Below are 22,668 nucleotides of genomic sequence, written 5' to 3' on the forward strand. Positions count from 1 at the left end.
ATCGAGTGGGGTCGGGGCTGCGGCGAACCGTCCAGCGTAGTCCGCGACGGCGAGGTCGTGTCAGCCGTGGCTCGTGGTCCACTCCAGCAGTCGCTCCACCGGCCACGTCGTGATCACGTCGTCCGGGTCCACCCCGGCACGGGCCGCGCGACTCGCCGCGAGCGGCAGCCAGGAGAGCTGGCCGGGGGCGTGGGAGTCGGAGTCGATCGAGAACAGGCAGCCCGTCTCGACGGCGAGCGCGATCAGCTCCTGCGGCGGGTCGCGCCGCTCGGGGCGGGAGTTGATCTCGACGGCGGTGCCGAGCTCCCGGCACGCCTCGAACACGATCTCGGCGTCGAAGGTCGACGGCGGGCGCGGCTTCCCCTCGACCTTGCGGCCCGTGCAGTGGCCCAGCACGTCGACGTGCGGGTTCGCGACGGCGGTCACCAGCCGCCGCGTCATCGCCGCCGACTCCATCCGCAGCTCGCTGTGCACCGACGCGACCACGACGTCGAGCCGGCCGAGCAGCTCGCTCTCCTGGTCCAGCGACCCGTCCGGGAGGATATCCACCTCGATACCGGTGAGGACGCGGAACGGCTCGCCCTCGCCGTCGGACGCCTCGTGCTCGGCCACCAACGCCTCGTTGAGCGCGGCGATCTCGTCGAGCTGCGCGCGCAGGCGCGCCGGGCTCAGGCCGCGCGCCACCGTGAGGCGCGGGGAGTGGTCGGTGACCGCGAGGTAGGAGCGGCCCAGGCGGCGGGCCACGCGGGCCATCTCCCCGGCCGGCGTGGAGCCGTCGGAGGCCTCGGTGTGGGAGTGCAGGTCGCCGCGCAGCCGGGCGGCGAAGCCCCGGCCCGCGTCGTCGTCCACCGCCAGCACCTCGGTGGCCGAGGCGCGCGCGCTCACGAGGGCCGTCGGGACGGTCCCGGCGAGCGCCTGGGTGATGGCGGTCGCCGTCGAGGACCCGATCCCGGGCAGTCGCTGCCACGCCGCGGCGGACGTGCCGAGGGCCTCCCGGCGCTGCGCCGGGAGGCCCTCGACCGCGTCGGCCGCGTTGCGGTAGGCCATGACGCGGTGGCTGTCGACCCGCGCGCGCTCGCGCCAGAACGCAATCTCCCGCAGCGCCGCGACGGGGTCGGGCGCTTCGGGGTCGAAGACGTACGGGTCGCTCATCGCCGTCGGGTCGGGGTCGGGTCGAAGGGGGGTGGGGCTCAGCGGGCCCCGACGATGTCGACGACGAACACCAGCGTGTCCGTGCCCTTGATCCCGGCCGCCGGCATGCCGCGATGGCCGTAGCCGAGGTGCGGCGGGATCGAGACGAGGACGCGCGAGCCGATCTGCTGACCGACGAGCGAGTCGTCCCAGCCGGAGATCACGGCGCCGACGCCGATCGGGAACGAGATCGAGGAGCCGCGGTCGTAGGAGTTGTCGAAGATCCGACCACCCCAGGTCTGGCCGAGGTAGTGCACCTCGATGCTCTGGCCGGCCTCGACCTCCTCGCCGCTGCCCTGCTCGAGCACCTGCACCTGCAGGTCCTCGGGTGCGGGGGTCTCGGGGAAGGAGAGGACGGGCTTCTCACCGAACGTGCCGGTCGCGGTGGGCAGCGACTGAGCCATGGGGGGTCCCTTCTCGGGTGGAGTCGTGCGAACACCCCAGCCTAAGCGGAGGCCCCCACGCGCGCCGTCGACGGCCTCACGCCCCGAGCTGCTCGAGGAAGGCGCGCTGGCGCGGCCAGCGGTAGCCCTCCCCGCCCTCGTGGCCGTTGTAGCGGTAGACGTCGATCTGCGACCCGGCGCGGTGCCCGTAGTGGTTGAACGCGGCGTACACCGTGGACGGCGGGCACGTCATGTCCATGAGGGCCGCCGAGAACAGCGCGGGCGCCGTCGCGCGCATGCCGTGGTGGGCCGCGTCGAGGTAGGACCACGTGCGCGCCACCATGGCCTCGGCGGCCGGGTCGCGGTGGGTGTGCAGGTAGTCGGCGAGCTCGCGGTAGGGGTACGCGTCGGTCATCCCCATCGCGCGGGTCACCTGGCACAGGAACGGGACGTCGGGCATCACCGCCACCAGGTCGGGGGCGAGGCCGCCGACGGCGAGCGCCAGTCCCCCGCCCTGGCTCACCCCGGTCACGGCGACCCGGGCCGGGTCGACGCCGTCCAGGCCGCGCATGACGGCGACGGCGCGCACCGCGTCGACGTAGACGCGCGTGTAGTAGTGCTCGCGCGGATCCTCGATGCCGCGCGTCATGAGGCCCGGGACGGTGGGGCCGGACGGCCCGACCGGATCGGGCGTGCCGCCGCCGGTCCCCCACGTCGCACCCTGGCCGCGGGTGTCCATCACGAGGTGCGCGCGGCCGGACGCGGCCCAGGCGAGCCGCTCGTGCGGCAGACCGCGGCCGCCGCCGTAGCCCAGGTACTCCACGACGCCGGGGATGCCCGCGCTGCTCGCGTGCGGGCGAGGTGAGCCAGCCCGTCCCGCGCCACCGTGTGCTGGCCGGGCGAGCCACGCCTTGATGCGGTGGCCGCCGTAGCCCGCGAAGTCGACGTCGAACACCTCGACCGCGCTCAGGCCGGTGTCGACAGGCGCGATCCGCACGTCGAGGTCGTGCTCACGCGTCTCCTCCAGGACGGAGGTCCAGAACACGGAGAAGTCGCGCGGGACCGGGAGGATCGGGCGGTAGGAGGGGAGCTCGGCGGCGGGGATGTCGAAGAAGGCCACGGCGTACCAGCCTAGGCCGTGCGGGTCGCTCGCTCAGGTTCCGAGGTAGCGGCCCGGCTTGTGGTTGAGCACGAGCACGACGCTGAGCAGGACCGCGCCCGCGGCCGAGAGCAGGACCCTCGAGGGCTCGACCACGGTGAACGCCAGCAGCACGACCGCGACGTCGAGTGCCATCTGCACGTAGCCCGCGCTCCAGCCGAGCCGTTCGTGAAGGGTGAGGGCGAGCACGTTGAAGCCGCCCAGGCTCGCCCGGTGCCGGAACAGGATGAGCAGGCCGATGCCGGCGAGCAGGTTGCCGGTGAGCACGGCGTACACCGGCTCGATCGGCACGGCGAGCCGCGTGAAGGGGTGTACCGACGCGAGGGCCGACGCGAGCGCCACCGCCGCGACGCTGCGCAGCGTGAACTGCCAGCCCTTGACTCGCACCGCGAGCGCGAAGAACGGCACGTTGACGAGAAAGAAGAGCAGCCCGAACGGCACGCCGGTCGCGTACCCGAGCAGGAGGGAGAGCCCGGCGGTGCCTCCGGTCACGGCGTTCACGCTGTGCAGCAGGTCGAGCCCGAGCGATGCCACGAAGGCACCGGAGAGGATGCCGAAGACGTCCTCGGCCACGGAGTGCCGCAGCCCCGGAGTCTGGGGTCCGTACGGTGCGGTGGCAGCGCCCGGGGTGTCCGTGGCCATGCCGCGATGCTGCCACGACCGTGTGTCGGGCAGATGACCCGGGCCGCGCGCGCGCCGCCGAGCCACGACGCTCGCCCGCGCAACGACGACGCCCGGCCCCCAACCGGGGACCGGGCGTCGCATCGAGCAGAACCGCCGCGTCGAGCGGCGGACGCGATCAGTTGCGCAGGATCGCGAGGAGGCGCAGGAACTCCAGGTACATCCACACCAGGGTGACGGCGAGGCCGAAGGCCGCCGACCAGGCGTAGCGCGCCGGGGCGCCGCGACGGACGCCCTTCTGGATCGAGTCGAAGTCGATGACGAGCGTCGCCGCGGCGAGCACCACGGCCGCCACGCCGATGAGCACGCCCAGCCAGCCGCTGCGCAGGCCCCAGCCGTCGAGCACGCCGGTCCACATCAGGACCAGGTTCACGAGGGAGAAGATGAGGTAGCCGACGAGCGCGGTGAGCACGATCTTCTGGAAGCGCGGAGTGTTGCGCACCTTGCCGCTGCGGAAGAGCAGGAGCACCGCGACGAACGTGGCGACGGTCGCAAGGACCGCCTGCGCCACGATGCCGGACCACTGCGACTCGAACACCGAGGAGATCGCGCCGAGGAACAGGCCCTCGAACGCCGCGTAGGCCATGATCAGGCCGGCCGACGGCTCCCGCTTGAAGGCGTTGACCAGGCCGAGCACGAGGCCGCCGATGAGGCCGACGATCATGAGCGGCGTCTGGATCGCCGGCATGCCCAGCAGCGACGGGGCGAACCAGGAGAACGCGCCGAACGCCACGATGGTGCCGAGCACGAGCCCGGTCTTGACGATCACGTCGTCGTAGGTCATCCGGCCGGTCTCGGCGGCGCCGGCGGCGGGCATCCGGTACTGCTGCTCGAGCTGGTCGGCCGCCACCGGGACGGGCGGGAGGGTCGAGGTCGGCGAGTAGCTGCCGTACTGACCGGGCTGGCCGTACGCCTGCTGCCCGGGGGCCGGCGCCACGTTCGGGACGCCGAGCTGCTGGCGCTGCTTCTTCGCCTGCTCGCTCTCCCCGAAGTAGGGGTCGTTGGTGAAGTACGGGTTGCTCACGCGAGCTCTCCAGGTCGATGGGGTGATGGGTGGTGCTGACTCATCGTAGAGAACGACGCCGACGAGCGGCGTGTTCCCGGCTCCCCCTGCGGGATGAAACGTCTCCCCCGACCGGGTGAGCACCTCCGCGCGAGGTTCCGTCCTTCGGCGCTGACCCGCTCGCCGTCGGGGACCTAGCGTGGAGTCGGCGGAAGGGAGCCCACCATGATCGAGGCAGAAGGCCTCACCAAGCACTACGGATCGAAGGTCGCCGTCGACGGCGTGTCGTTCCGTGTGGAGCCGGGCCGGGTCACCGGCTTTCTCGGCCCGAACGGTGCCGGCAAGTCGACCACGATGCGGATGATCGTCGGCCTGGACACACCGACGGCGGGCCGGGTCACCGTCAACGGGAAGCAGTACGCGCAGCTGCGCGCCCCGCTGCACGAGGTCGGCGCCCTCCTCGAGGCGAAGGCCGTGCACACCGGCCGCAGCGCCCGCAACCACCTGCGCGCCCTGGCCGCCACGCACGGCATGCCCACGCGGCGGGTCGACGAGGTCATCGAGATGACCGGGCTCGGCTCGGTGGCCGACAAGCGGGTCGGCGGATTCTCACTCGGCATGGGGCAGCGCCTCGGCATCGCCGCCGCGCTGCTCGGCGACCCGCGCACCGTCATCCTCGACGAGCCGGTCAACGGCCTCGACCCCGAGGGCGTCAAGTGGGTCCGCACGATGGTGCGCTACCTCGCCGACCAGGGCCGCACCGTATTCCTCTCGAGCCACCTCATGAGCGAGATGGCGATCACCGCCGACGAGCTCGTCGTGATCGGGCGCGGCCGAATCATCGCCACCGGCCCGGTGCAGCAGGTGATCGAGCAGACCACGAGCTCCTCGGTGCTCGTCCGTTCCCCCCGCGCCCGCGAGCTCGCCGACCGGATCGCCGGTGACGGCGTCACGGTCACGGCGTCGGACGACGTCACCCTCAGCGTCCGCGGCCTCGACGCCGCGCGGATCGGTGACCTCGCCGCCGCGCAGGGCATCGCGCTGCACGAGCTGACCCCCCAGACCGCCTCGCTCGAGGAGGCCTTCATGACCCTCACCGCGGACGACGTCGAGTACCACTCCTCGCCCGCACCCCAGGAAGGACAGGCGGCATGACCACCGCGACCATCGACGCCCCGAGCCGCACGAGCCACCGCACGCGGCAGCCCGGCCGGGTCACGTTCGCCCACCTGATCCGCTCGGAGTGGATCAAGCTCGTCACCCTGCGCTCCACGTGGTGGACGCTCGCGATCACGGTGCTCGCGATGATCGGCATGGCCGCCGCGATCGGCTCGGCGGCCAACGTGATGGCCGACGCCGCGGGTGGCGGCGCCGCCGCGACCGCCGGGATCGGCGAGACCGTCATGACGTTCGGCTACTTCTTCGGTCAGGTGACCGTCGCGGTGCTCGGCGCCCTCATCGTGACCGGCGAGTACTCCACCGGCATGATCCGCTCGACCTTCGCCGCCGCCCCCGGGCGCATCGGCGCCCTGCTCGCGAAGGCGAGCGTGCTCGCCGTCGTCGTCCTCGTCGTCGGCGTCGTCGGTGTCCTGCTCTCCTACCTCGTCACCTACCCGATGCTCTCGGGCAACGGGATGGCGGTCGACCTCGGCGAGGCCGAGACGTGGCGCGTCATCCTGGGGGCGGGCCTCTACCTCATGCTGGTCTCGCTGCTCGCGTTCGCGCTCGGCACGATCGTGCGCAACAGCGCGGGGACGATCGCCGCCGTGCTGGGCGTGCTGCTCATGGTCCCGCTCGCGTTCCAGATCCTCACCGCGATCGGGCAGGACTGGGCCGTCAACGTCTCGCCGTACCTGCCCAGCGCGGCCGGTGAGCGGCTCATGTCGACGGGCAGCGCGCTCGAGACGGCGGGCACCGTCGGGACGACGCTGGAGTGGTGGCAGGGCGGGCTCGTGCTCGCCGGGTACGTCGCCGTCCTGCTCGTCGTCGGGCTCACCCTCGCCAAGAAGCGCGACGCCTGATCGCCCGTTCCCGCCTCGAGCGCGACCGCGCGTGAACCGCCCCGCGACCGACCGGCCGGGCCCCTCGGGCCCGGCCCGCGGCGTGCCCGGCGCCGGTGGTCACCACGGCCGCAGCAGCGGAACCGGGTTCGCACCGCGCACGACGGCGAGCGACGCCACCCTCGCGGTCCGTCGCCTCGGTCCGGTGCGCTTGTGGGCGGCGCGCCACCCGCGCGCCGTCGACGTCCTCGTCATGGCGGGCTACGCGGTGCCCGCCCTTCTTCAGGTCACGATGAGCGCGCCGACGACCGGTCCCCTCCTCGGTCCGGCGCAGGGCACGTGGTCGGACCTGGTGCTGCTCGTCGTCGCCGTCGTCGTCCTCGTGGGGACGACGGCGGCCCTGTGGTGGCGGCGCACGCGGCCGGAGGTGGCGCTGGCGGCGTGCCTCGTGCTCGCCGTCGTCGGCATGCTCGTCCTGGGCACGTCGCTGGGCGGCGACGTCGCGGTCGCTTTCGCGATCTACGCCGTCGCCGCAAACCGCGGGCCCCGCCGCGGCTGGACCTCGTTCGCGGTGGCCACTCTGCTCATCGCGGGTGCGAGCGCCGCGACGGTGCCGCTCGACGTGCTCGTGGCCGAGTCAACCCCGCAGGACGTCGCCACGGCGGACGAGGCGCCGATCCCGGCGAGCCCGTGGGAGGCGCGCATCGTGGTGGGCTCGCTCGTCGCGCTGCTCAACCTCACCGCGCTGACGATCGGGAACGGCGTGTACAACCGCCGCCGGCACGAGCAGGGCATCGTCGACCGGCTCAACCAGCTCGCCCTCGAGCGGGACCAGCGCGAGCAGCTCGCCGTCGCCGACGAGCGGGCGCGGATCGCGCGCGAGCTGCACGACGTCGTGGCGCACTCCCTCACCGTGATGGTCACCCTGGCCGAGGGCGCGGCTCGCGTGGCACCGCGTGACGCCGAGCGCGCCGCCGCCGTGATGCGCGAGGTGGCCACGACCGGGCGCACGGCGCTGGCCGACACCCGCCGCGTGGTCGGCGTGCTGCGCGCGGACCGGCTCACCGGGGAGCCGCGCAGCCTCCTCGACCTGCGCGAGGAGGACGCACCGGGCTCCGACGCCGCGGACGCGGAGGCGCTCGACGGCCGGGCGGGGGTCGCCGAGCGGGACGGCGCGCCGCTCGAGCCCGCGCCGACCCGCGGTCTGGAGGATCTCGTGGCTCAGTTCCGCTCGGCGGGGCTCGCGGTCACCCTCACCCGCACGGGCCCCGACCTGCCTCAGGACTCCGCGCTGCGCCTCACGGTCTACCGGCTCGTGCAGGAGGCGCTCACCAACGTGCTGCGCTACGCGCCGCTCGCGACGTCGATCACCGTCGAGGTCGAGCGCACGCCGGACGACGTGCGGCTCAGCGTCGCCAACACCGCCGGCCCCGGACCGCAGCGCCCGGTGCCGGGCTCGGGTCGCGGGCTGATCGGGATGCGCGAGCGGGTCGCGGTGCTCGGGGGCACGCTCGACGTCGGGGCGGCGCCCGGTGGCTGGCGCGTGCGGGCGGTGCTGCCGTGGCGCGACGACGGCGACGGCGACGGCGACCGGGTCGACGGGAGCGCCGGCGCACCTGGAAGGATCGAGCCGTGATCCGCGTGCTGCTCGTCGACGACCAGGCCCTCCTGCGCACGGGCTTCCGGCTCGTGCTGGAGGCGGTCGAGGACATCGAGGTCGTCGGCGAGGCGGCCGACGGTGAGGTCGCCGAGCGCATGGCGCGCGCGCTGCGACCGGACGTCGTGCTCATGGACGTGCGGATGCCGGGCCGCAACGGGATCGACGCCACGGCCGCGATCACCTCCGCGCTGCCCGAGGTTCGCGTCCTCATCCTGACCACGTTCGACCTGGACGAGTACGCGTTCGCGGGCCTGCGCGCGGGGGCGAGCGGCTTCCTGCTCAAGGACACCCAGCCGGACGAGCTCGTCGCCGCGATCCGGTCCGTGGCCAGCGGCGACGCCGTGGTGTCCCCCCGCGTCACCCGCCGGATGCTCGACCTGTTCGGCGCCCGGCTGCCCGACGGCGCCACCGAGGGCACGGCGACCACGGACCCGGCGCTCGCCTCGCTGACGCCGCGGGAGCTGGAGGTGCTCGAGCTGATCGGCGTCGGGCTGTCCAACACGGAGATCGCCGACCGGCTCGTCGTCTCCGAGGCCACGGTCAAGACCCACGTGGGCAACGTGCTGGCCAAGACCGGTTCGCGTGACCGGGTGCACGCCGTGGTGCTCGCGTACTCCACGGGGCTGGTCCAGCCGCGCTGACGAGCGACGCCACCACTCCACGCGCGGCAGCGCGACCTCCCCCGCGGGCGCACCCCGCGCGGGTACCCTGCCCGGCATGGGGTCGACGCCGACCGTGGGAGCGCCACACATCGCCGTTCGCGAGATCACGCCTGCGGACGGGGAGTTCCTCGTGGACATGGTCCTGGAAGCCGTGAACTGGGAGCGCGAGCACCACACCCGACGCGGCGTGCTCGGCAACGCGCGCCTGTCCCGGTACGCCGTCGGCTGGGGGCGACAGGGCGACCTCGGCCTCGTCGCCGTCGACCTCGACGGCCCGCGCGGCCTGCACGTGCCCATCGGCGCGGCGTGGCTGCGGTACTTCGCCAGCTCCGAGCCCGGCTACGGGTTCTACGAGCCGGGCGTCCCCGAGCTCACGCTCGCGATCGTGCCCGGTCGGCGCCGGCTCGGCATCGGCCACGCCCTGCTCGCCGCGCTCATCGCGCGCGCCCGGGAGTCCGGCGTGCGACGGATCAGCCTCTCGGTCGCGCGCGACAACGAGGCGGCCGTCCGGCTGTACACGCAGGCCGGGTTCGTGAGCGTCGGTGAGGGCAAGGGACCCGGCGGCACCTGGACCATGCTCCTGGAGATGTCCGACGGCGAGGGCGCACCTCAGTCCGTCGGCTCGCCGCCGAGCGCCTCGGCTCGTGAGGGCACGACGACGTCGGACGCCTCGGCGAGCGCCTCCTCCGCGCCGCCGTCCACCTCGTCGTAGCTCTCCGCCACGACGACGTCGAGCGGCACGAGCGATCCCCAGCCGCTGTCGTCGGACGTCGATGGTCCTGCCGGCCCCGCGAGTCCCGACGGCTCGGCCAGTGCCGCCGGCTCGGGCAGGTGCCCGAACAGCAGGCGCGAGGCCTGCGCGGCGGACTCGCGCAGCACGCGCTCGACGTCGGGCACGAGCGCCGCCGGGGTGTGCACCACGAGCTCGTCGTGGAGGAAGAACGCGAGGTGGGGCTCGCCGTCGGGCCCGACGCCCCGGCGGTCAGGCCGATCCGGCGGCTCGACTCGACCGAGCGCGCGCAGCCCGAGCCGCACCCCCGCGAGCCACGCGAGCGCCCACTCCGCCGCCGTCCCCTGGACCACGAAGTTGCGGGTGAACCGCCCCCAGTCGCGCGCCCGGCTGCGCGCGCGGGACTCCGCGGCGGCGCCGGCGTCCGCGTCGGACGCGGCCTGCTGGGTCTCGCGCCACGCGGCCGACGGCGGCGGAGAGCTCCGGCCCAGCCACGTCGTCACGATGCCGCCCGCCTCGCCGACCCGTGCGGCGTCGTCCACCAGGTGCATCGCCCGCGGGTAGGCGCGGGCCAGCCGCGGCAGGAGCAGCACCGACTGTCCGCTGGTCGAGCCGTAGAGCACGGCGAGCATGCCGACCTTCGCGTGCGCGCGGGTGTCCACGACGCCCGCGTCCACGAGGCCCTGGTAGAGGTCGCCCGCGGCGCCGGCCCGCAGCATCGCCTGGTCGGCGGCCATCGCCGCGAGCATGCGCGGCTCGAGCTGCGCGGCGTCCACGACGACGAGCCGCCAGCCCGGATCGGCCCGCACCGCACCACGGATCACCTTCGGCAGCGACAGTGCGCCGCCGCCGCGCGAGGACCAGCGCCCCGTCACCACGCCCGCGGGCACGTAGTCCGAGCGGAACCGGCCGTCACTCACCCAGGCGTCCAGCCACGCCCACCCGTTCGCGGACGCGAGCCGCGCGAGCGACTTGTACCGCAGCAGCGGCTCGACCACCGGGTGCTCCTGCCGCGCCAGCTCCCAGCGGTTCGTGCTCTCCACGTCGAGCCCGTTGCGCCGCAGCTCGCGCAGCAGGTGCGGCTGGGAGTCGGGGTTGAGGCGGGGGGCGTCGAGGCGGTCGCGGATCTCGCCGGCGAGCTCCTCCAGCAGCCGCGGGCGCACCGGGTGTCCGGCCATCGGGCGCGGCCGCTCGCCGAGCAGGCGCGCGAGCGTCGCCTCGTGCAGGTCGCGGCGGAACGGCAGGCCGTCGTGCCGCAGCTCGACCGCGGCGAGCGCGCCCGAGCATTCCACCGCGAGCAGCAGGCGCAGGCGGTGGCGCACCGATCCGGTCACGGACTCGAGGATGCGCCGCTGCCGGGTCCACGCGGCGACGACGTCGCGGCTCGGCTCCGGCGTGGCGTCCGCGGGCGGCCCGACGGCGAACAGCGCGTCGTCCGCCGGCTCGCCACCCTCGTGGCGCGCCTCGCGCGACTCGCGCCACTCGCTCGGCACCGGTGCCCTGGCGCCGGCTGCGACGGGAGCCTGGCCACCGTCCCAGTGCGACCACGCGGGGTCGGCGCCCGCGCCGGTGTCTGGTGAGTCACGGGCCAGGAGCGCCGTGCCGGCGAGGATGCGGTGGGCGAGGAAGAGGTCGTGGCACCGGGTGACGCGGACGCCCGCACGCAGCAGCGCGTCGTAGCGCAGCGCCGTGGAGTCCCACACCCACCGCACGTCGGAGGTGTGCCCGTCGTCGAGCGAGGCGACCAGCTGCGGAAGGTGGGCGACGTCGAGGACGCGAGGCTCGCCGTCGTGCACCACGACGGTGTCCGCGCGGAACTCGAGCAGGACGTCGCGCACGGTGCCAGCCTCGCACGCACCGCTGACATCGAGCCGCCCGGCCACCCCGGGCGCACTAGGGTCGGGAGGCCGCCCCCGTGGCCCAACTGGCAGAGGCAGCCGGCTTAAACCCGGCCCAGGTGCGAGTTCGACTCTCGTCGGGGGCACCCCGACCAGCCGACGACGGCGAAGGCCGACTTCCGTACGGAAGCCGGCCTTCGCCGTCGGGCGCCTCGAGGGCGCGACGCTCAGTGGGTGACGCTCAGCTCCGGCGGCTGCGGGACGTCGTCCCGGCTGGGCGCCGGCGCCGCGGCCGCGACGAACTCGGCGCGCGGGGTCTGCACGCCGCCGAGGGCGACGGGCTCGCGGCGGAAGAGCAGCGCCGTGGTCCAGTCGAGCACGATGCGGACCTTGCGCTCGAGCGTCGGCATCGCCCACAGGTGGTAGGTGCGGTGCATGAACCAGGCGAGCGGGCCGCGCAGCTTGACGCCGAAGATCTGCGCGACGCCCTTGCCCAGGCCGAGCGAGGCCACCGTGCCGAGGTTCGCGTGCACGTACGGCGTGGTCTCCTGGCCCGCGATGTCGCGGACGATGTTGTCGCCCAGGTGCTTGGACTGGCGCACGGCGTGCTGCGCCGTCGGGGCGCAGAACGCGCCGTCGCCCTTGGCGAGGTCGGGCACGGCGGCGCAGTCGCCCGCGGCCCACGCGCCCTCGACCACGTTGCCCTCCTCGTCGACCACGCGCAGGTGCGCGTCGCAGGTGACGCGGCCCATCTTGTCCAGCGGCAGGTCGCTCTGCTGGAGCACCGGGTTCGCCTTCACGCCGGCGGTCCACACGATGGTGTCGCAGTCGTACTCCTCGCCGGTCGAGAGCACCACGTGCCCGTCGACGCAGGAGTTGAGGAACGTGGACAGCTTGAGCTCGATGCCGCGGCCCCGCAGCTGCTCGAGCGCGTAGCCGCCGAGCTCCTCGCCGAGCTCCGGCAGGATCCGCGGGGTGGCCTCGATGAGGACGAACCGCAGGTCGTCGCGGTCGATGGAGTCGAAGTCCTTGGTGGCCGAGCGGGCCATGTCCTCAATCTCGCCGAGTGCCTCGATGCCGGCGAACCCGCCGCCGACGAACGTGAACGTGAGCATCCGCTTGCGGACCTCGGGGTCCCACACCGACGACGCCTCGTCGAGCAGGCCGAGGACCTGGTTGCGCAGCGCGAACGCCTCCTCGACCTGCTTGAAGCCCATCCCGACCTCGGCGAGGCCCGGGATCGGGAGCGTGCGCGCGACCGAGCCGAGGGACACGACGAGGTGGTCGTAGCGGACCCAGTACGCCTCGCCCACGGACGGGGTGACCTGCACGGCGCGCTTACCGTGCTGGATCGCGGTGACGCGCCCGTTGATGACGGTGGAGCCGCGCAGCTCGCGGCGGTGGGAGGCCACGACGTGCCGCGGCTCGATCGAGCCGGCCGCTGCCTCGGGCAGGAACGGCTGGTACGTCATGTAGGACCGGGGGTCGACGACGACGATCGCGGCGTCCTTGCGCCCCAGCTGCTTGCGCAGGCGGATCGCGGTGTAGAGGCCGACGTAGCCGCCCCCGAGGATGAGGATGCGCGGCGTCCGGCGGGCCGCGGCGCGCGCGGTGGGTGCGGTCGAGGAGGTCACCCGCCCATGTTAGGTGGGCCGACAAGTCCCCGGTCGGTCGGGACCTGTGTCCCTTGACACAGGGGTGCATCGGGGTTCGGCTCACGAGGGTCGGCTCACGCCGTGGGCTGTTCCGGGTCCGTGACGTCGGCGCTGGTGGCGCCGAGCGCCGCGACGAGGGCGTCGCCGTCGAGCGTGACGCCGACGCCGTGCCCGCCGCCCCCGATCGAGATCACGCCCGTCACGCGCGCGTCGGCGACCACCGGCCACGCCCGCGTGGTGCCGAGCGGCGTGATCGTGCCGCGCTCGAACCCGGTGACGGCGAGCGCGGTCGCGGCGTCGGGCATCGACAGGCGGCTGACGCCGAACAGCGCGCGCAGCTTGGGCCAGCTGATCGTCCGGTCGCCCGGCACGAGGACGAGCAGGTAGTCGTCCCCGCCGCGGCGCACGACCATCGTCTTGATCAGCCGGTCCGGCGTGACGCCGCGCGCGGCCGCCGCCTCGGCGAGCGAGGACACCCGGCCGTGCCGCGTCACGCTCGCCTCGAGCCCGAGGGTGGTGAGCGCGTCGCGGACGCGGCGTTCGCCGTCGGGCAGGTGGGCGGGAGTGCCGGACGGGTCTTCGGTCGGTGAGGCGGCGTGGTCAGTCATGCGGCCAGGGTAGGTCGCGTGCCCGACGGCGCAGCCTCCTCCCGCCTCGCCCTCGCCTACGGCGTGGGTTCCGGGTTCGAGGCCGGGGCGTCCGACGGCGCAGCCTCCTCCGGCGTGGCACTCGCCTCAGCGCTCGGGTCGGCGCTCGAGTCGGCCTCGGCCGTCGGGTCGGCTGAAGGAGTCGGGTCGACCGAGGGCGTGGTGGCGTCGTTCGACGACGGGACCACGAGCACGGGCAGCGAAGGGACCGGCCACTGCGGCGCTGCCAGCGTCACGTCCGGGTCGAGCACCGGAACCCCGTAGTCGTTCATGCTCACCCCGACTGGCTGACCGTTCTCGTCCACCGGCAGGAAAGCCAGGGGGTAGGCGTTGAGTGCGAGGTCCGGGTCTAGCAGGGCCACTGGGACGGAGCCGCCCCACCAGATCGCGTCCGGCGGAGTCTGCGCCCAGCTCGAGCCGTCCCACCCGTTCGAGAGGATGATCTCGCGCCCGTTCTGGTCCAGAATCCGGACTCCGGGCAGCGGTTGCCCATCGGGCCCGTACGCAAAGATGTTCGTCGCTGCCAACCCGTCAATGTAGACGCCGTTGTCCCGCGACCTCACACCGGCGTCGTAGGCGTTCTGGAGGTTCGCCTCGTGGTCGGTGCCGACCACGCTCAGCACGTTGCAGAGGGCCGCGAACGCGAGCACGCCGCCGACCCAGGAGGCCAGCACGCCCAGGCGGCGCCCCCACCGTCCCTGCCAGATCCGTCCGCGCCCGAGCTGGACCGACGCGGCGACCAGGATCAGCAGCACCGCCCAGTCCAGGACGTTGTCCGGCACCCACGTGGAGGTCCGCCCGGGCAGGGCTCGGTTCGCCAGCCACATCCCGACGACCGCCCACCCCCAGCCGCGCGCCACCCACCACACCGGCCGGAGCGTGCGGAGCATCTCGACCCCCTCGCGCAGCCACGCGTGCTTGGCCACCAGGCCGTCCACGCGGCCGCGCACCCCCGCGGAGGTGAGGGCGAAGGCGTCACGGAACGGACGCCGTCGGGCCTCCTGGCGGGCGAGCGAGAGCTCGACCCCGGCGGCCGCCGCGAGCTCCGCCGCGTAGTCCGACGGCGGGCCGAACCTCGCGAGGACGGCCTCCCCGTCGATGCTCTCCAGTACCGCGGCGGGCGACTCGACCGACTCCCCCGGCCCGGCTCCCTCGAGCGCGACAGCGTCGAGCACGGCCTCGGACAGGTCCGCCTCGAGCCCGTCGGTCAGCTCGTCGACGACGTCGGGGTCGAGCCCGTCCAGCGCCGCGCGGACACGAGCTGCGTAGTACGCGACGGACTCCGAGCGCACCAGGATCGACTTTTCGGACATCTCAGGCCTCCACGTCGAGGAGATCGGACAGGGTCGAGGAGAACTCGTGCCACTGCTTGGTCTGGTGCGCGAGCGCGGTCCGGCCCTGGGACGTCACGCCGTAGTACTTGCGGTGGCGCGCAGAAGAGGTCGTGTCGCGGCGGGCGTGTCGCCGGGGCGTGACGGCGAGCGGAACGACTCAGGCAGACGACTCAGGCAGACGACTCAGTGGCGGGCAGCCAGACCGAGCGCGATGCCGTCGAGGATGTCGCGCTCACTCGTCACGACGAGGTCGAGCGAGCGCCCCTCCCCCGCGACCTCCGCGGCCACGCGCGTCACGATCTCGCGCCACAGCAGGGCGCCGGCGCCGATGACGTCGATCCGCCCGGGGTGCAGGAACGGCATGGCCGCGCGCTCGGCCTGCGTCGCGCGGAGCAGGGCGTCGCACGCGGCGAGCACGTCCGCCGTCGCGAGCGCCGCGCCGTCGATGCGGTCGCGGTCGTAGGCCGGCAGGTCGAGGGCGCGTGCCGTGACCGTCGTGATCGTGCCCGCGACGCCGACGAGGGTCGCCGTCCGCCCGAGCGGCACCGCCGCGGCGGCGCGGTCGATCGCGGACCGGGCGTCCGCCGTCGCCGCCTCGATCTCGGCCTGGGTGGGCGGGTCGGAGTGCAGGTGCCGCTCGTGCAGGCGCACCGAGCCGACGTCGAGCGAGATCGCGGCCTCGGGCGCGCGCTGCCCCAGCACGAGCTCGGTCGAGCCGCCGCCGAGGTCGACGACGAGGTAGGGGCCGGGATGCCCGGTCGCGACGCCGCTCGCGACGCCCGCGAACGAGAGCGCCGCCTCCTCCTGCCCCGTGACGACCTCCGGCGTGACACCGAGCGCGTCCCGCACGCCGGCGACGAAGTCCTCGCGGTTGCGGGCGTCGCGGGTCGCGGAGGTCGCGACGAACCGCACGCGTTCGGCGCCGTGCTCCGTCACGAGGCCGGCGAACTCGCGCGCCGCGTCGATCGTGCGGGCGAGCGCGTCCGGTGCCAGCTCGCCGGTGCGGTCGACGCCCTGGCCCAACCGGGTCACGGTGCCGGTGCGCACGACGTCACGCACCGCCCGCTCGCCCGGCTCGACGTCCGCCACCAGGAGGCGGATCGTGTTGGTCCCGCAGTCGATCGCAGCCACTCTCACGCCGGTCACCCTAACCCGGGGCGGTGACACCTGGGGTCGCCGGCCGTCACCCACGCACCCGTCCGCCGGCGATGTCGTACCCCTGTGCGACGCTCGCGCCATGGCCGGGTCGGGTGAGCGACGAGCGGCGATCCTGCACGCCGATCTGGACTCCTTCTACGCCTCGGTGGAGCAGCGGGACGATCCGCGCCTGCGCGGGCGGCCGATCGCCGTCGGCGGCGGGGTGGTGCTCGCGGCGAGCTACGAGGCCAAGCGGTTCGGGGTGCGCACGGCGATGTCCGGCCGCCAGGCCCGGGCGCTGTGCCCGCAGCTGATCGAGGTGCGGCCGCACTTCGAGGCGTACTCCGAGGCCTCGCGCGCGGTGTTCGACATCTTCCGGCGCACCACGCCGCTCGTGCAGGGCGTCTCGATCGACGAGGCGTTCCTCGACGTCGCGGGGCTGCACCGGATCGACGTGCCGCCGATCGACATCGGCGCGCGCGTGCGGCGCCTGGTCCGGGAGGAGGTCGGGCTGCCGATCACGGTCGGGGTCGCGCGGACGCCGTTCCTCGCGAAGGTCGCCAGCCGGGTCGCCAAGCCGGACGGCCTCCTCCTCGTGGAGCCCGACGGCGAGGCCGCCTTCCTGCACCCGCTCGGCGTCGAGCAGCTCTGGGGCGTGGGCGCCAAGACCACGGAGCGGCTGCACTCCTTCGGGCTGCGCACGGCGGGCGACGTCGCCGTCCTCGACCGCTCGATCCTCGTCGGCATCCTGGGGCCGGCGGCCGGGCGGCACCTGTTCGCCGTCGTGCACGGCCTCACGCCGGAGTCGGTGGTGGTGGGCAGACGGCGCGGGTCGGTCGGAGCGCAGCGCGCGATCGGGCGGGGCCCGCACTCCCCCGCCGAGGTCGAGGCGGCGCTGCTCGGGCTCGTCGATCGCGTCTGCCGTCGGCTGCGGGCGGGCAACCGGATCGCCGCGACCGTCGAGCTGCGCCTGCGGTTCGACGACTACACGAAGGCGACGCGGTCGCGCACGCTGCCGCACCCGACGTGCTCGACCGACCGCATCGCGGCCGCGGCCGTCGCGCTGCTCGAGGCGGCGCGGCCGATGATCCGCGAGCGCGGGATCACGCTCGTGGGGGTCGCGGTCAGCGGGCTCGCCGCGGACGCGGCGTACCAGCCCGAGCTGTCGCTGGTCCCCGACACCACGCTGCTTGACGTCGCGCTCGACGGGATGCGCGAGCGGTTCGGCTCGAGCGCCGTGGTGCGCGGCTCGCTCGTGCGCCGAGGGGAGGGGATCGCGGTGCCGCTGCTGCCGGACGACCCGTAGCGGGAGGGGGTGCTCACGGGGAACGGGGCGCGGCAGGCGGCTTCGTCAGCAGGTGCAGCGCGTCGGCGTCCACACGTCGGCGACGAGGTCGAGCGCCTCGTCGCCGAACGGGTTCACGCCCCGGCCGCGCGCGAGCGCGTGGCCGACGAGCACGTGCAGGCACTTCACGCGGCCCGGCATCCCGCCGGCGGAGATCCCGGCGATCTCGGGCACGTCGCCGAGCTCGGCGCGCGCCGCGAGGTAGTCCTCGTGCGCGCGGCGGTAGCGGGCCGCGAGCTCGGGGTCCTCGGCGAGGCGGGCGGTCATCTGCGTCATGAGACCGGAGGCCTCGAGCGTCGAGACCGCGGCGACAGCGCCGGGGTGGGTGAGGTAGTACGTCGTCGGGAAGGGGGTCCCGTTCGGGAGCCGCGGTGCGGTGCGCACCACCGTCGGCCGTCCGCACACGCAGCGCGCCGCGATCGCGACGACGCCGCGGGGCTCGCGGCCCAGCTGCTCGGCGACGACCGCGAGGTCAGCCGGGTCGACGGGCGGGAGCGTGGAGGCCTGCGTGCCCGTCGCAGCGCCGTCGGATTCGGCGTGCGCCGCCCCGGCGTCGAGATCCGCCGGGCGAGCGTCGGTACCCGGGAGGTCGCGGTGCGCGCTCACGGGGTCGCCGCGCCGTCGGCGGGCGACGCGGCACCGTCGGCCGCCGTCGCGTCGTCAGTCGCGGTGGCTGGGTCGTCTGCGCCATCCACGCCGGCGCCGGCGGCGGCCTGCTCGGCGGCGCCGGCGACCTCGACCGAGCTCCACACGGAGACGTACCAGGGGTCGGCGACGGAGGCTGTGAACGCGCCGCGGTCGTCGGTCGGCGCAGGTCCGTCGCCGGTGACCGTCTCCGGGTCGATCACCCGGTACACGCGCTCGCCCGGGAGCACGTAGCCGAAGCGCTCACGCGCCTGGGACTTCACGTACTCGGGGTCCTCCCAGCGGTCGAGCTCGTGCTGCAGCTCCTCGACCTGCGCCTGCGAGTCGGCGATCTGGGCGTTGATGTCGCGCAGCTGCTCCTGCTGGGCGACGTAGGCGCGCAGCGTCGGGGCGAGCACGATGAACGCGACGAGCAGCACCAGGCCGAGGCCGACCGTGCGCATCGTGAGGCCGCGTGGCTCGCGGGGTGCGCCGTCGCGTCCCGAGCCGCCGCCGCCGGAGCGGGCGCCACCGCCGGAGCGGGCGCCACCGTCGCGCGCGCCGGACGAGGAGCCGCCCGAGGTGTCCGCGGATCGGCCGGTGCCCGACGAGGTCCGCGAGGGCGTCGCGCGGGGCGCGCTGCCGGCTCGACCGCCAGGGCGGGACGCCTGCCGCGCACGGCCGGGCGACGCGGTCGTCCCTGCCATACGCACCCCCACCGGTCGGACACTCACCGACTCATGGTGCCTCACGCCGTCGGCGATACCGGCAAGGGCGCCCGGCGTGCCCGCACATGCGCCTGCGTGACACCCATGACGCGGCGCGGCCCCGACCCCCACGAAGGGGGCCGGGGCCGCGAACGTCGAGCAGGGCAGCCGGCCGGCAGCCGAAGCCGCCCGCAGTGCCGAGCAGAGCCGAGGCTCAGCCCAGGCGCTTGAACGCCGAGCGCCCGGCGTAGACCGCCGCGTCGCCCAGCAGGTCCTCGATGCGCAGGAGCTGGTTGTACTTGTTGATGCGCTCACCGCGGGCGGGCGCACCGGTCTTGATCTGACCGGAGTTCACGGCGACCGACAGGTCGGCGATCGTGGTGTCCTCGGTCTCGCCGGAGCGGTGCGAGACCATCGCGGTGAAGCCGGCGCGCTGCGCCAGGGACACGGCGTCCAGCGTCTCGGTGAGCGTGCCGATCTGGTTGACCTTCACCAGCAGCGACGTCGCGGACTTCTCCTTGATGCCGCGCGCGAGCCGCTCGGGGTTGGTGACGAAGAGGTCGTCACCGACGATCTGCACCTTGTCGTCGACCTGCGTGACGAGCTCGGCCCACGAGCTCCACTCGTCCTCGCTCAGCGGGTCCTCGATGGAGACCAGCGGGTAGTCGGCCACGAGCTGCTTGTAGTAGGTGATCATCTCCTCGGGCGTCTTGGTGCCGCCCTCGAAGGAGTACGCGCCGTCCTTGAAGAACTCGGTCGAGGCGACGTCGAGCGCGAGCCCGAGGTCCTCGCCCGGCTTGAAGCCGGCCTTCTCGATCGCGTCGAGGATGAGGTCGAGCGCCTCGCGGTTGGAGGCGAGGTTGGGAGCGAAGCCGCCCTCGTCGCCGAGGCCCGTGGCCAGGCCCCGGGCCTTCAGCACGGACTTGAGGGAGTGGTACACCTCGGCGCCCCAGCGCAGGGCCTCCTTGAACGTGGGCGCGCCGATGGGCGCGACCATGAACTCCTGGATGTCCACGTTGGAGTCGGCGTGCGAGCCGCCGTTGAGGATGTTCATCATCGGGACGGGCAGCACGTGCGCGTTCGGTCCACCGATGTACTGGAACAGCGGCAGGCCGGCGCTCTCGGCGGCCGCGCGCGCGGCGGCGAGGGAGACACCGAGGATGGCGTTCGCGCCGAGCTTGCCCTTGTTGGGGGTGCCGTCCAGGTCGATCATCGTCTGGTCGATGTCGCGCTGGTCGGCGGCGTCGAACCCGAGGACCTCGGGCGCGAGCACGTCGCGCACGGCCTCGACGGCGTCCTGCACGCCCTTGCCGAGGTAGCGACCCTTGTCGCCGTCGCGGCGCTCGACGGCCTCGAACGCACCGGTCGACGCTCCGGACGGGACGCCGGCGCGGCCGACGGTGCCGTCGTCGAGCCCGACCTCGACCTCGATGGTGGGGTTGCCTCGCGAGTCAAGGATCTCGCGGGCGAGAACGGCCTCGATCGTGGCCATGAAAGCTCCGTTCGGTAGTGCCAACGGGGGCCGGAAGACACGCCGTCCTTCGGCCCGGAGCAAGCCCGGATGTCGGGCCTACTGCCCGGAACGAGCCTAGAGGATGGGCCGTGGGCCGCAGGAGGGACGTTCGGTCCCCGAACACACGCGACGACGTGCACCGACGCCCGACGGCGAGCGCACCCGTCCTCAGCGAGCGTTCGCCTCGGCGTCGTGCACCTGGGCGACGACGCCGCGCACCTGTGCGCGCAGCGCCGCCTCCGCATCGACGCCGGCCGCGGCCGCCCGCGCCACGACGGCGAGCAGCTCCGCGCCGATCTCGCTCGCAGCGTCGTCGGGGTCCTCGGGGTCGACGGGGTCGTCGCCGAACACCGGCCCGACGGCGATCCCCGCCTTCCGCGCCCGGCCCAGCACCTTCTGGGCGCGCATCAGCGCGGGCAGCGTCGCGGGCACACCGTCGAGCACCGAGGCTGGAGCGCCGGCGCCGTCACCGCGTTCGCCGCCGCCGCTGCGGTCAGCGCGCTCGGCCGCCTTGATCGCGTCCCACTGCCGGTTGACGCCGTCGGCGTCGGTCACGGACGGCCCGTCCGGCCCGACGGCGAACACGTGCGGGTGCCGGCGGCGCAGCTTGGCCGCGAGGACCGAGGCGACGTCCGCGAGGTCGAACGCCTCGCCGTCGGGCGCCTCCTGCGCGACGCGCGCGTGGAAGAGGACCTGCAGGAGGAGGTCGCCGAGCTCCTCCCGCAGCGCGGGCAGGTCGCCGGCCTCGGCGGCCTCGGCCACCTCGTGCGCCTCCTCGACCGCGTACGGGGCGAGGGAGGCGTGGGTCTGCTCGGCGTCCCACGGGCATCCGCCCGGGGAGCGCAGCCGGTCCATCACGGCGACCACGTCCAGGAGAGCGGACACCAGCCGCTCGTCGTCGCCCCCGCGAGCGTCCGTCACGCCGGGAACACGACCGACGGCGGCACGTTCCAGTGCACGAGGGAGCGCACGCCGCGGTCGTAGCCGAACACCGACCGCGCCGCGGTGCCCATGGCGAGGCGCTCCGCGACCTCGGGGTGCAAGTCGAGCCACGCGCACGCGAGGATCCGCAGGAGGTGGCCGTGCGCCACGATCAGCACGTCCTTGCCCTCCTTGAGCGTCGGCTCGACCCGCGCGATGACGCGCGCGGCGCGCGCCGCGACCTCCTCCACCAGCTCACCCTTCCCAGGGGAGGGGTTGCGCAGGCGGTCGGGCACGTCGTCGGTGCCGGAGATCGACAGGGTCTGTCGCACGCCGTCGGGCAGCACGGACCAGGCGTAGCCGAGCTCGTCTCGCACCTGCTGGCGGGTCAGTCCCTCCACGGGTCCGTAGTCCCACTCGGCGAGGTCGGGGACGATTTCGTAGTCGGGGAACCCGGCGAGCTCGGCGGTGCGGCGCGCGCGGCCGAGCGGGGAGACGAGGACGAGGCCGAACTCCTGGCCCGCGAGCGACTTCCCCGCCGTGGTCGCCTGCTCCTCGCCGGCCGCCGTGAGCGGCAGGTCGGTGCGACCGGTGTGCCGGCCGGCCTTGCTCCACTCGGTCTCACCGTGCCGCACGGCGACGAGCGTGCCCCGCGGACCGTCCTGCGGCGCGGGCATCAGCCTGCGCTCGTGGAGTCGGAGGCGCCGAGGATCCACGGCCACGTGGTGGCCGTCACGCCGCTGGAGTCCCAGGTCCCGAAGCGCGGGTTGACCGTGACGTCGAGGTCCGCGACGCGGGTCTGGACCTCCTCGCTGGCGTCGGTGTCCAGCTGGTTCGTCGCCACCGCCATCTGCGCGATCTCCACGAGCTCGTCGGAGTACTCCCACGGGCCGGCGCCGATCTGCGCGGCCGCGTCGTCGAGCAGGTCGATGCCCTGCTGGCGCGAGACCCCCATCCCGGCGTCGGCAGCAACGTCCAGCACGGTCGGCGCGATGATGAGCGACTGCACCGCCTGCCGCGGGGTGGCCGTGTCGCTGCCGTTGATGATCGCCAGGTCGGACAGCAGGGACGCGACCTGGCCGTCCGTGATGCGGGTGCCGTCGACGGTCGCGGCGGTGCCGGGGCGACCTGAGCAGCCGGCCAGCAGCAGTGCGGCGGCGAGCGGGACGACGGCGACGGCGTGGCGTGCGCGCACGAAGACCTCCGGTGGTGGCTGGGGTCGGCAGCGGGTGGCGCTGCGGTCCGCCCCGATCGTAGTCCGCCGAGTCCGACCCGCACGCCCGCCGGAGGTCGGACTCGACGTGCAGAAGAGTCCGACCCGCATCGCGTCGTGCAAGCACCCGATGTCTGCGACGCTTGCCCCGACGTGGACGGATCTGGCGGGAGACGAGATGCGAGTCGTGGTGGTGGGGGCGGGCATCGTCGGGCTGGCGACGGCAGCTCGGCTGGCCCAGCGGGGGGACGACGTGCTCGTCCTC

Annotated in this window: 22 protein-coding genes and 1 tRNA gene; 7 read left to right on the plus strand and 16 right to left on the minus strand. The window is 74.2% G+C overall.

The window, feature by feature from the left end; all coding sequences use genetic code 11:
• Positions 1–60: 60 nt before the first annotated feature.
• The 5 genes from FH969_RS07445 to FH969_RS07465 all read right to left on the minus strand — a co-directional run bounded on the left by FH969_RS07445 (position 61) and on the right by FH969_RS07465 (position 4,438).
• Entirely contained in the window at positions 61–1,152 is a 1,092-nt protein-coding gene (locus FH969_RS07445; protein WP_139986687.1) for a PHP domain-containing protein, read from the minus strand.
• 38 nt (positions 1,153–1,190) lie between these two features.
• Positions 1,191–1,595, minus strand: a complete 405-nt coding sequence (locus FH969_RS07450; RefSeq protein ID WP_139986689.1) for an FKBP-type peptidyl-prolyl cis-trans isomerase — start codon at positions 1,593–1,595, stop codon at positions 1,191–1,193.
• A 76-nt stretch (positions 1,596–1,671) separates the two neighbouring features.
• Complete coding sequence (locus FH969_RS07455) at positions 1,672–2,694, minus strand: acetylxylan esterase (RefSeq protein ID WP_108718032.1); 1,023 nt, start codon at positions 2,692–2,694, stop codon at positions 1,672–1,674.
• Between the two features lie 33 nt (positions 2,695–2,727).
• Positions 2,728–3,375, minus strand: coding sequence for a DUF6198 family protein (locus tag FH969_RS07460; RefSeq protein ID WP_108718033.1), 648 nt, complete (start codon positions 3,373–3,375; stop codon positions 2,728–2,730).
• A gap of 157 nt (positions 3,376–3,532) precedes the next feature.
• Positions 3,533–4,438: a Bax inhibitor-1/YccA family protein gene (locus tag FH969_RS07465; protein WP_139986690.1), complete on the minus strand. Its 906-nt coding sequence runs from the start codon at positions 4,436–4,438 to the stop codon at positions 3,533–3,535.
• Positions 4,439–4,642: 204 nt separating this feature from the next.
• Between FH969_RS07465 and FH969_RS07470 the strand changes: the two genes are divergently transcribed.
• The 5 genes from FH969_RS07470 to FH969_RS07490 all read left to right on the plus strand — a co-directional run bounded on the left by FH969_RS07470 (position 4,643) and on the right by FH969_RS07490 (position 9,451).
• Positions 4,643–5,572 (plus strand): ABC transporter ATP-binding protein, encoded by a 930-nt coding sequence (locus tag FH969_RS07470; protein WP_108718035.1) that lies wholly within the window; start codon positions 4,643–4,645, stop codon positions 5,570–5,572.
• Complete coding sequence (locus FH969_RS07475) at positions 5,569–6,438, plus strand: ABC transporter permease (protein WP_139986692.1); 870 nt, start codon at positions 5,569–5,571, stop codon at positions 6,436–6,438. The genes FH969_RS07470 and FH969_RS07475 overlap by 4 nt, the downstream gene beginning before the upstream one ends.
• 31 nt (positions 6,439–6,469) lie before the next feature.
• The gene (locus FH969_RS07480; RefSeq protein WP_139986693.1) at positions 6,470–8,053 is read left to right on the plus strand and encodes a sensor histidine kinase; all 1,584 of its coding nucleotides are present in this window, start codon (positions 6,470–6,472) and stop codon (positions 8,051–8,053) included.
• Complete coding sequence (locus FH969_RS07485; protein WP_139986695.1) at positions 8,050–8,718, plus strand: response regulator; 669 nt, start codon at positions 8,050–8,052, stop codon at positions 8,716–8,718. The genes FH969_RS07480 and FH969_RS07485 overlap by 4 nt, the downstream gene beginning before the upstream one ends.
• A 76-nt stretch (positions 8,719–8,794) precedes the next feature.
• Positions 8,795–9,451, plus strand: a complete 657-nt coding sequence (locus FH969_RS07490) for a GNAT family N-acetyltransferase (protein WP_139986696.1) — start codon at positions 8,795–8,797, stop codon at positions 9,449–9,451.
• Here the strand turns inward: FH969_RS07490 and FH969_RS07495 are convergent.
• Positions 9,349–11,307 (minus strand): bifunctional 3'-5' exonuclease/DNA polymerase, encoded by a 1,959-nt coding sequence (locus tag FH969_RS07495; protein ID WP_246071761.1) that lies wholly within the window; start codon positions 11,305–11,307, stop codon positions 9,349–9,351. The two genes, FH969_RS07490 and FH969_RS07495, sit on opposite strands and share 103 nt — an antisense overlap.
• 71 nt (positions 11,308–11,378) lie before the next feature.
• On the opposite strand from FH969_RS07495, the gene FH969_RS07500 reads away from it, so the two are divergent.
• Positions 11,379–11,453, plus strand: a tRNA-Leu gene (locus FH969_RS07500).
• Between the two features lie 81 nt (positions 11,454–11,534).
• On the opposite strand, the gene FH969_RS07505 is transcribed toward FH969_RS07500, so the two are convergent.
• From FH969_RS07505 to FH969_RS07525, 4 genes are all read right to left on the minus strand, one after another.
• Positions 11,535–12,941, minus strand: a complete 1,407-nt coding sequence (locus tag FH969_RS07505) for an NAD(P)/FAD-dependent oxidoreductase (protein WP_139986700.1) — start codon at positions 12,939–12,941, stop codon at positions 11,535–11,537.
• Positions 12,942–13,036: 95 nt separating this feature from the next.
• On the minus strand, positions 13,037–13,570 hold the full coding sequence (locus tag FH969_RS07510) for an aminoacyl-tRNA deacylase (protein WP_139986702.1): 534 nt from the start codon (positions 13,568–13,570) through the stop codon (positions 13,037–13,039).
• A 56-nt stretch (positions 13,571–13,626) separates the two neighbouring features.
• Positions 13,627–14,922: an HAAS signaling domain-containing protein gene (locus FH969_RS07515; protein ID WP_139986703.1), complete on the minus strand. Its 1,296-nt coding sequence runs from the start codon at positions 14,920–14,922 to the stop codon at positions 13,627–13,629.
• 204 nt (positions 14,923–15,126) lie between these two features.
• On the minus strand, positions 15,127–16,074 hold the full coding sequence (locus FH969_RS07525) for a Ppx/GppA phosphatase family protein (RefSeq protein ID WP_425462453.1): 948 nt from the start codon (positions 16,072–16,074) through the stop codon (positions 15,127–15,129).
• Positions 16,075–16,180: 106 nt separating this feature from the next.
• On the opposite strand from FH969_RS07525, the gene dinB reads away from it, so the two are divergent.
• Positions 16,181–17,386, plus strand: a complete 1,206-nt coding sequence (gene dinB / locus FH969_RS07530) for a DNA polymerase IV (RefSeq protein ID WP_139986707.1) — start codon at positions 16,181–16,183, stop codon at positions 17,384–17,386.
• 45 nt (positions 17,387–17,431) lie between these two features.
• Here dinB and FH969_RS07535 read toward each other — a convergent pair whose 3' ends face one another.
• The 6 genes from FH969_RS07535 to FH969_RS07560 all read right to left on the minus strand — a co-directional run bounded on the left by FH969_RS07535 (position 17,432) and on the right by FH969_RS07560 (position 22,385).
• The gene (locus FH969_RS07535; RefSeq protein WP_246071763.1) at positions 17,432–17,875 is read right to left on the minus strand and encodes a DUF501 domain-containing protein; all 444 of its coding nucleotides are present in this window, start codon (positions 17,873–17,875) and stop codon (positions 17,432–17,434) included.
• A gap of 152 nt (positions 17,876–18,027) precedes the next feature.
• Positions 18,028–18,513, minus strand: a complete 486-nt coding sequence (locus FH969_RS07540) for an FtsB family cell division protein (RefSeq protein ID WP_139986710.1) — start codon at positions 18,511–18,513, stop codon at positions 18,028–18,030.
• A 457-nt stretch (positions 18,514–18,970) separates the two neighbouring features.
• Positions 18,971–20,248 (minus strand): phosphopyruvate hydratase, encoded by a 1,278-nt coding sequence (gene eno, locus FH969_RS07545; RefSeq protein WP_139986712.1) that lies wholly within the window; start codon positions 20,246–20,248, stop codon positions 18,971–18,973.
• 189 nt (positions 20,249–20,437) lie between these two features.
• Positions 20,438–21,154, minus strand: coding sequence for a MazG family protein (locus tag FH969_RS07550; RefSeq protein WP_246071762.1), 717 nt, complete (start codon positions 21,152–21,154; stop codon positions 20,438–20,440).
• Between the two features lie 32 nt (positions 21,155–21,186).
• Positions 21,187–21,867 carry a histidine phosphatase family protein gene (locus tag FH969_RS07555; protein WP_108718050.1) on the minus strand — a complete coding sequence of 227 codons (681 nt, stop codon included), beginning with the start codon at positions 21,865–21,867 and terminating at the stop codon, positions 21,187–21,189.
• Positions 21,867–22,385 carry a SurA N-terminal domain-containing protein gene (locus FH969_RS07560; RefSeq protein ID WP_108718051.1) on the minus strand — a complete coding sequence of 173 codons (519 nt, stop codon included), beginning with the start codon at positions 22,383–22,385 and terminating at the stop codon, positions 21,867–21,869. Before FH969_RS07560 ends, FH969_RS07555 begins: the two co-directional genes overlap by 1 nt.
• Positions 22,386–22,668 lie beyond the last annotated feature (283 nt).

The organism is Miniimonas arenae, assembly GCF_006351005.1.
Classification (GTDB): Bacteria; Actinomycetota; Actinomycetes; order Actinomycetales; family Beutenbergiaceae; genus Miniimonas; species Miniimonas arenae.

What these genes read in the sequence shown, in the direction of transcription:
- FH969_RS07555 (WP_108718050.1), bottom strand. Translation starts at nt 21,867, where the DNA reads ATGCCCGCGCCGCAGGACGGTCCGCGGGGCACGCTCGTCGCCGTGCGG.
- FH969_RS07460 (WP_108718033.1), bottom strand. Translation starts at nt 3,375, where the DNA reads ATGGCCACGGACACCCCGGGCGCTGCCACCGCACCGTACGGACCCCAG.
- FH969_RS07510 (WP_139986702.1), bottom strand. Translation starts at nt 13,570, where the DNA reads ATGACTGACCACGCCGCCTCACCGACCGAAGACCCGTCCGGCACTCCC.
- FH969_RS07470 (WP_108718035.1), top strand. Translation starts at nt 4,643, where the DNA reads ATGATCGAGGCAGAAGGCCTCACCAAGCACTACGGATCGAAGGTCGCC.
- FH969_RS07490 (WP_139986696.1), top strand. Translation starts at nt 8,795, where the DNA reads ATGGGGTCGACGCCGACCGTGGGAGCGCCACACATCGCCGTTCGCGAG.
- FH969_RS07445 (WP_139986687.1), bottom strand. Translation starts at nt 1,152, where the DNA reads ATGAGCGACCCGTACGTCTTCGACCCCGAAGCGCCCGACCCCGTCGCG.
- FH969_RS07540 (WP_139986710.1), bottom strand. Translation starts at nt 18,513, where the DNA reads ATGCGCACGGTCGGCCTCGGCCTGGTGCTGCTCGTCGCGTTCATCGTG.
- eno (WP_139986712.1), bottom strand. Translation starts at nt 20,248, where the DNA reads ATGGCCACGATCGAGGCCGTTCTCGCCCGCGAGATCCTTGACTCGCGA.
- FH969_RS07475 (WP_139986692.1), top strand. Translation starts at nt 5,569, where the DNA reads ATGACCACCGCGACCATCGACGCCCCGAGCCGCACGAGCCACCGCACG.
- FH969_RS07450 (WP_139986689.1), bottom strand. Translation starts at nt 1,595, where the DNA reads ATGGCTCAGTCGCTGCCCACCGCGACCGGCACGTTCGGTGAGAAGCCC.
- FH969_RS07515 (WP_139986703.1), bottom strand. Translation starts at nt 14,922, where the DNA reads ATGTCCGAAAAGTCGATCCTGGTGCGCTCGGAGTCCGTCGCGTACTAC.
- dinB (WP_139986707.1), top strand. Translation starts at nt 16,181, where the DNA reads ATGGCCGGGTCGGGTGAGCGACGAGCGGCGATCCTGCACGCCGATCTG.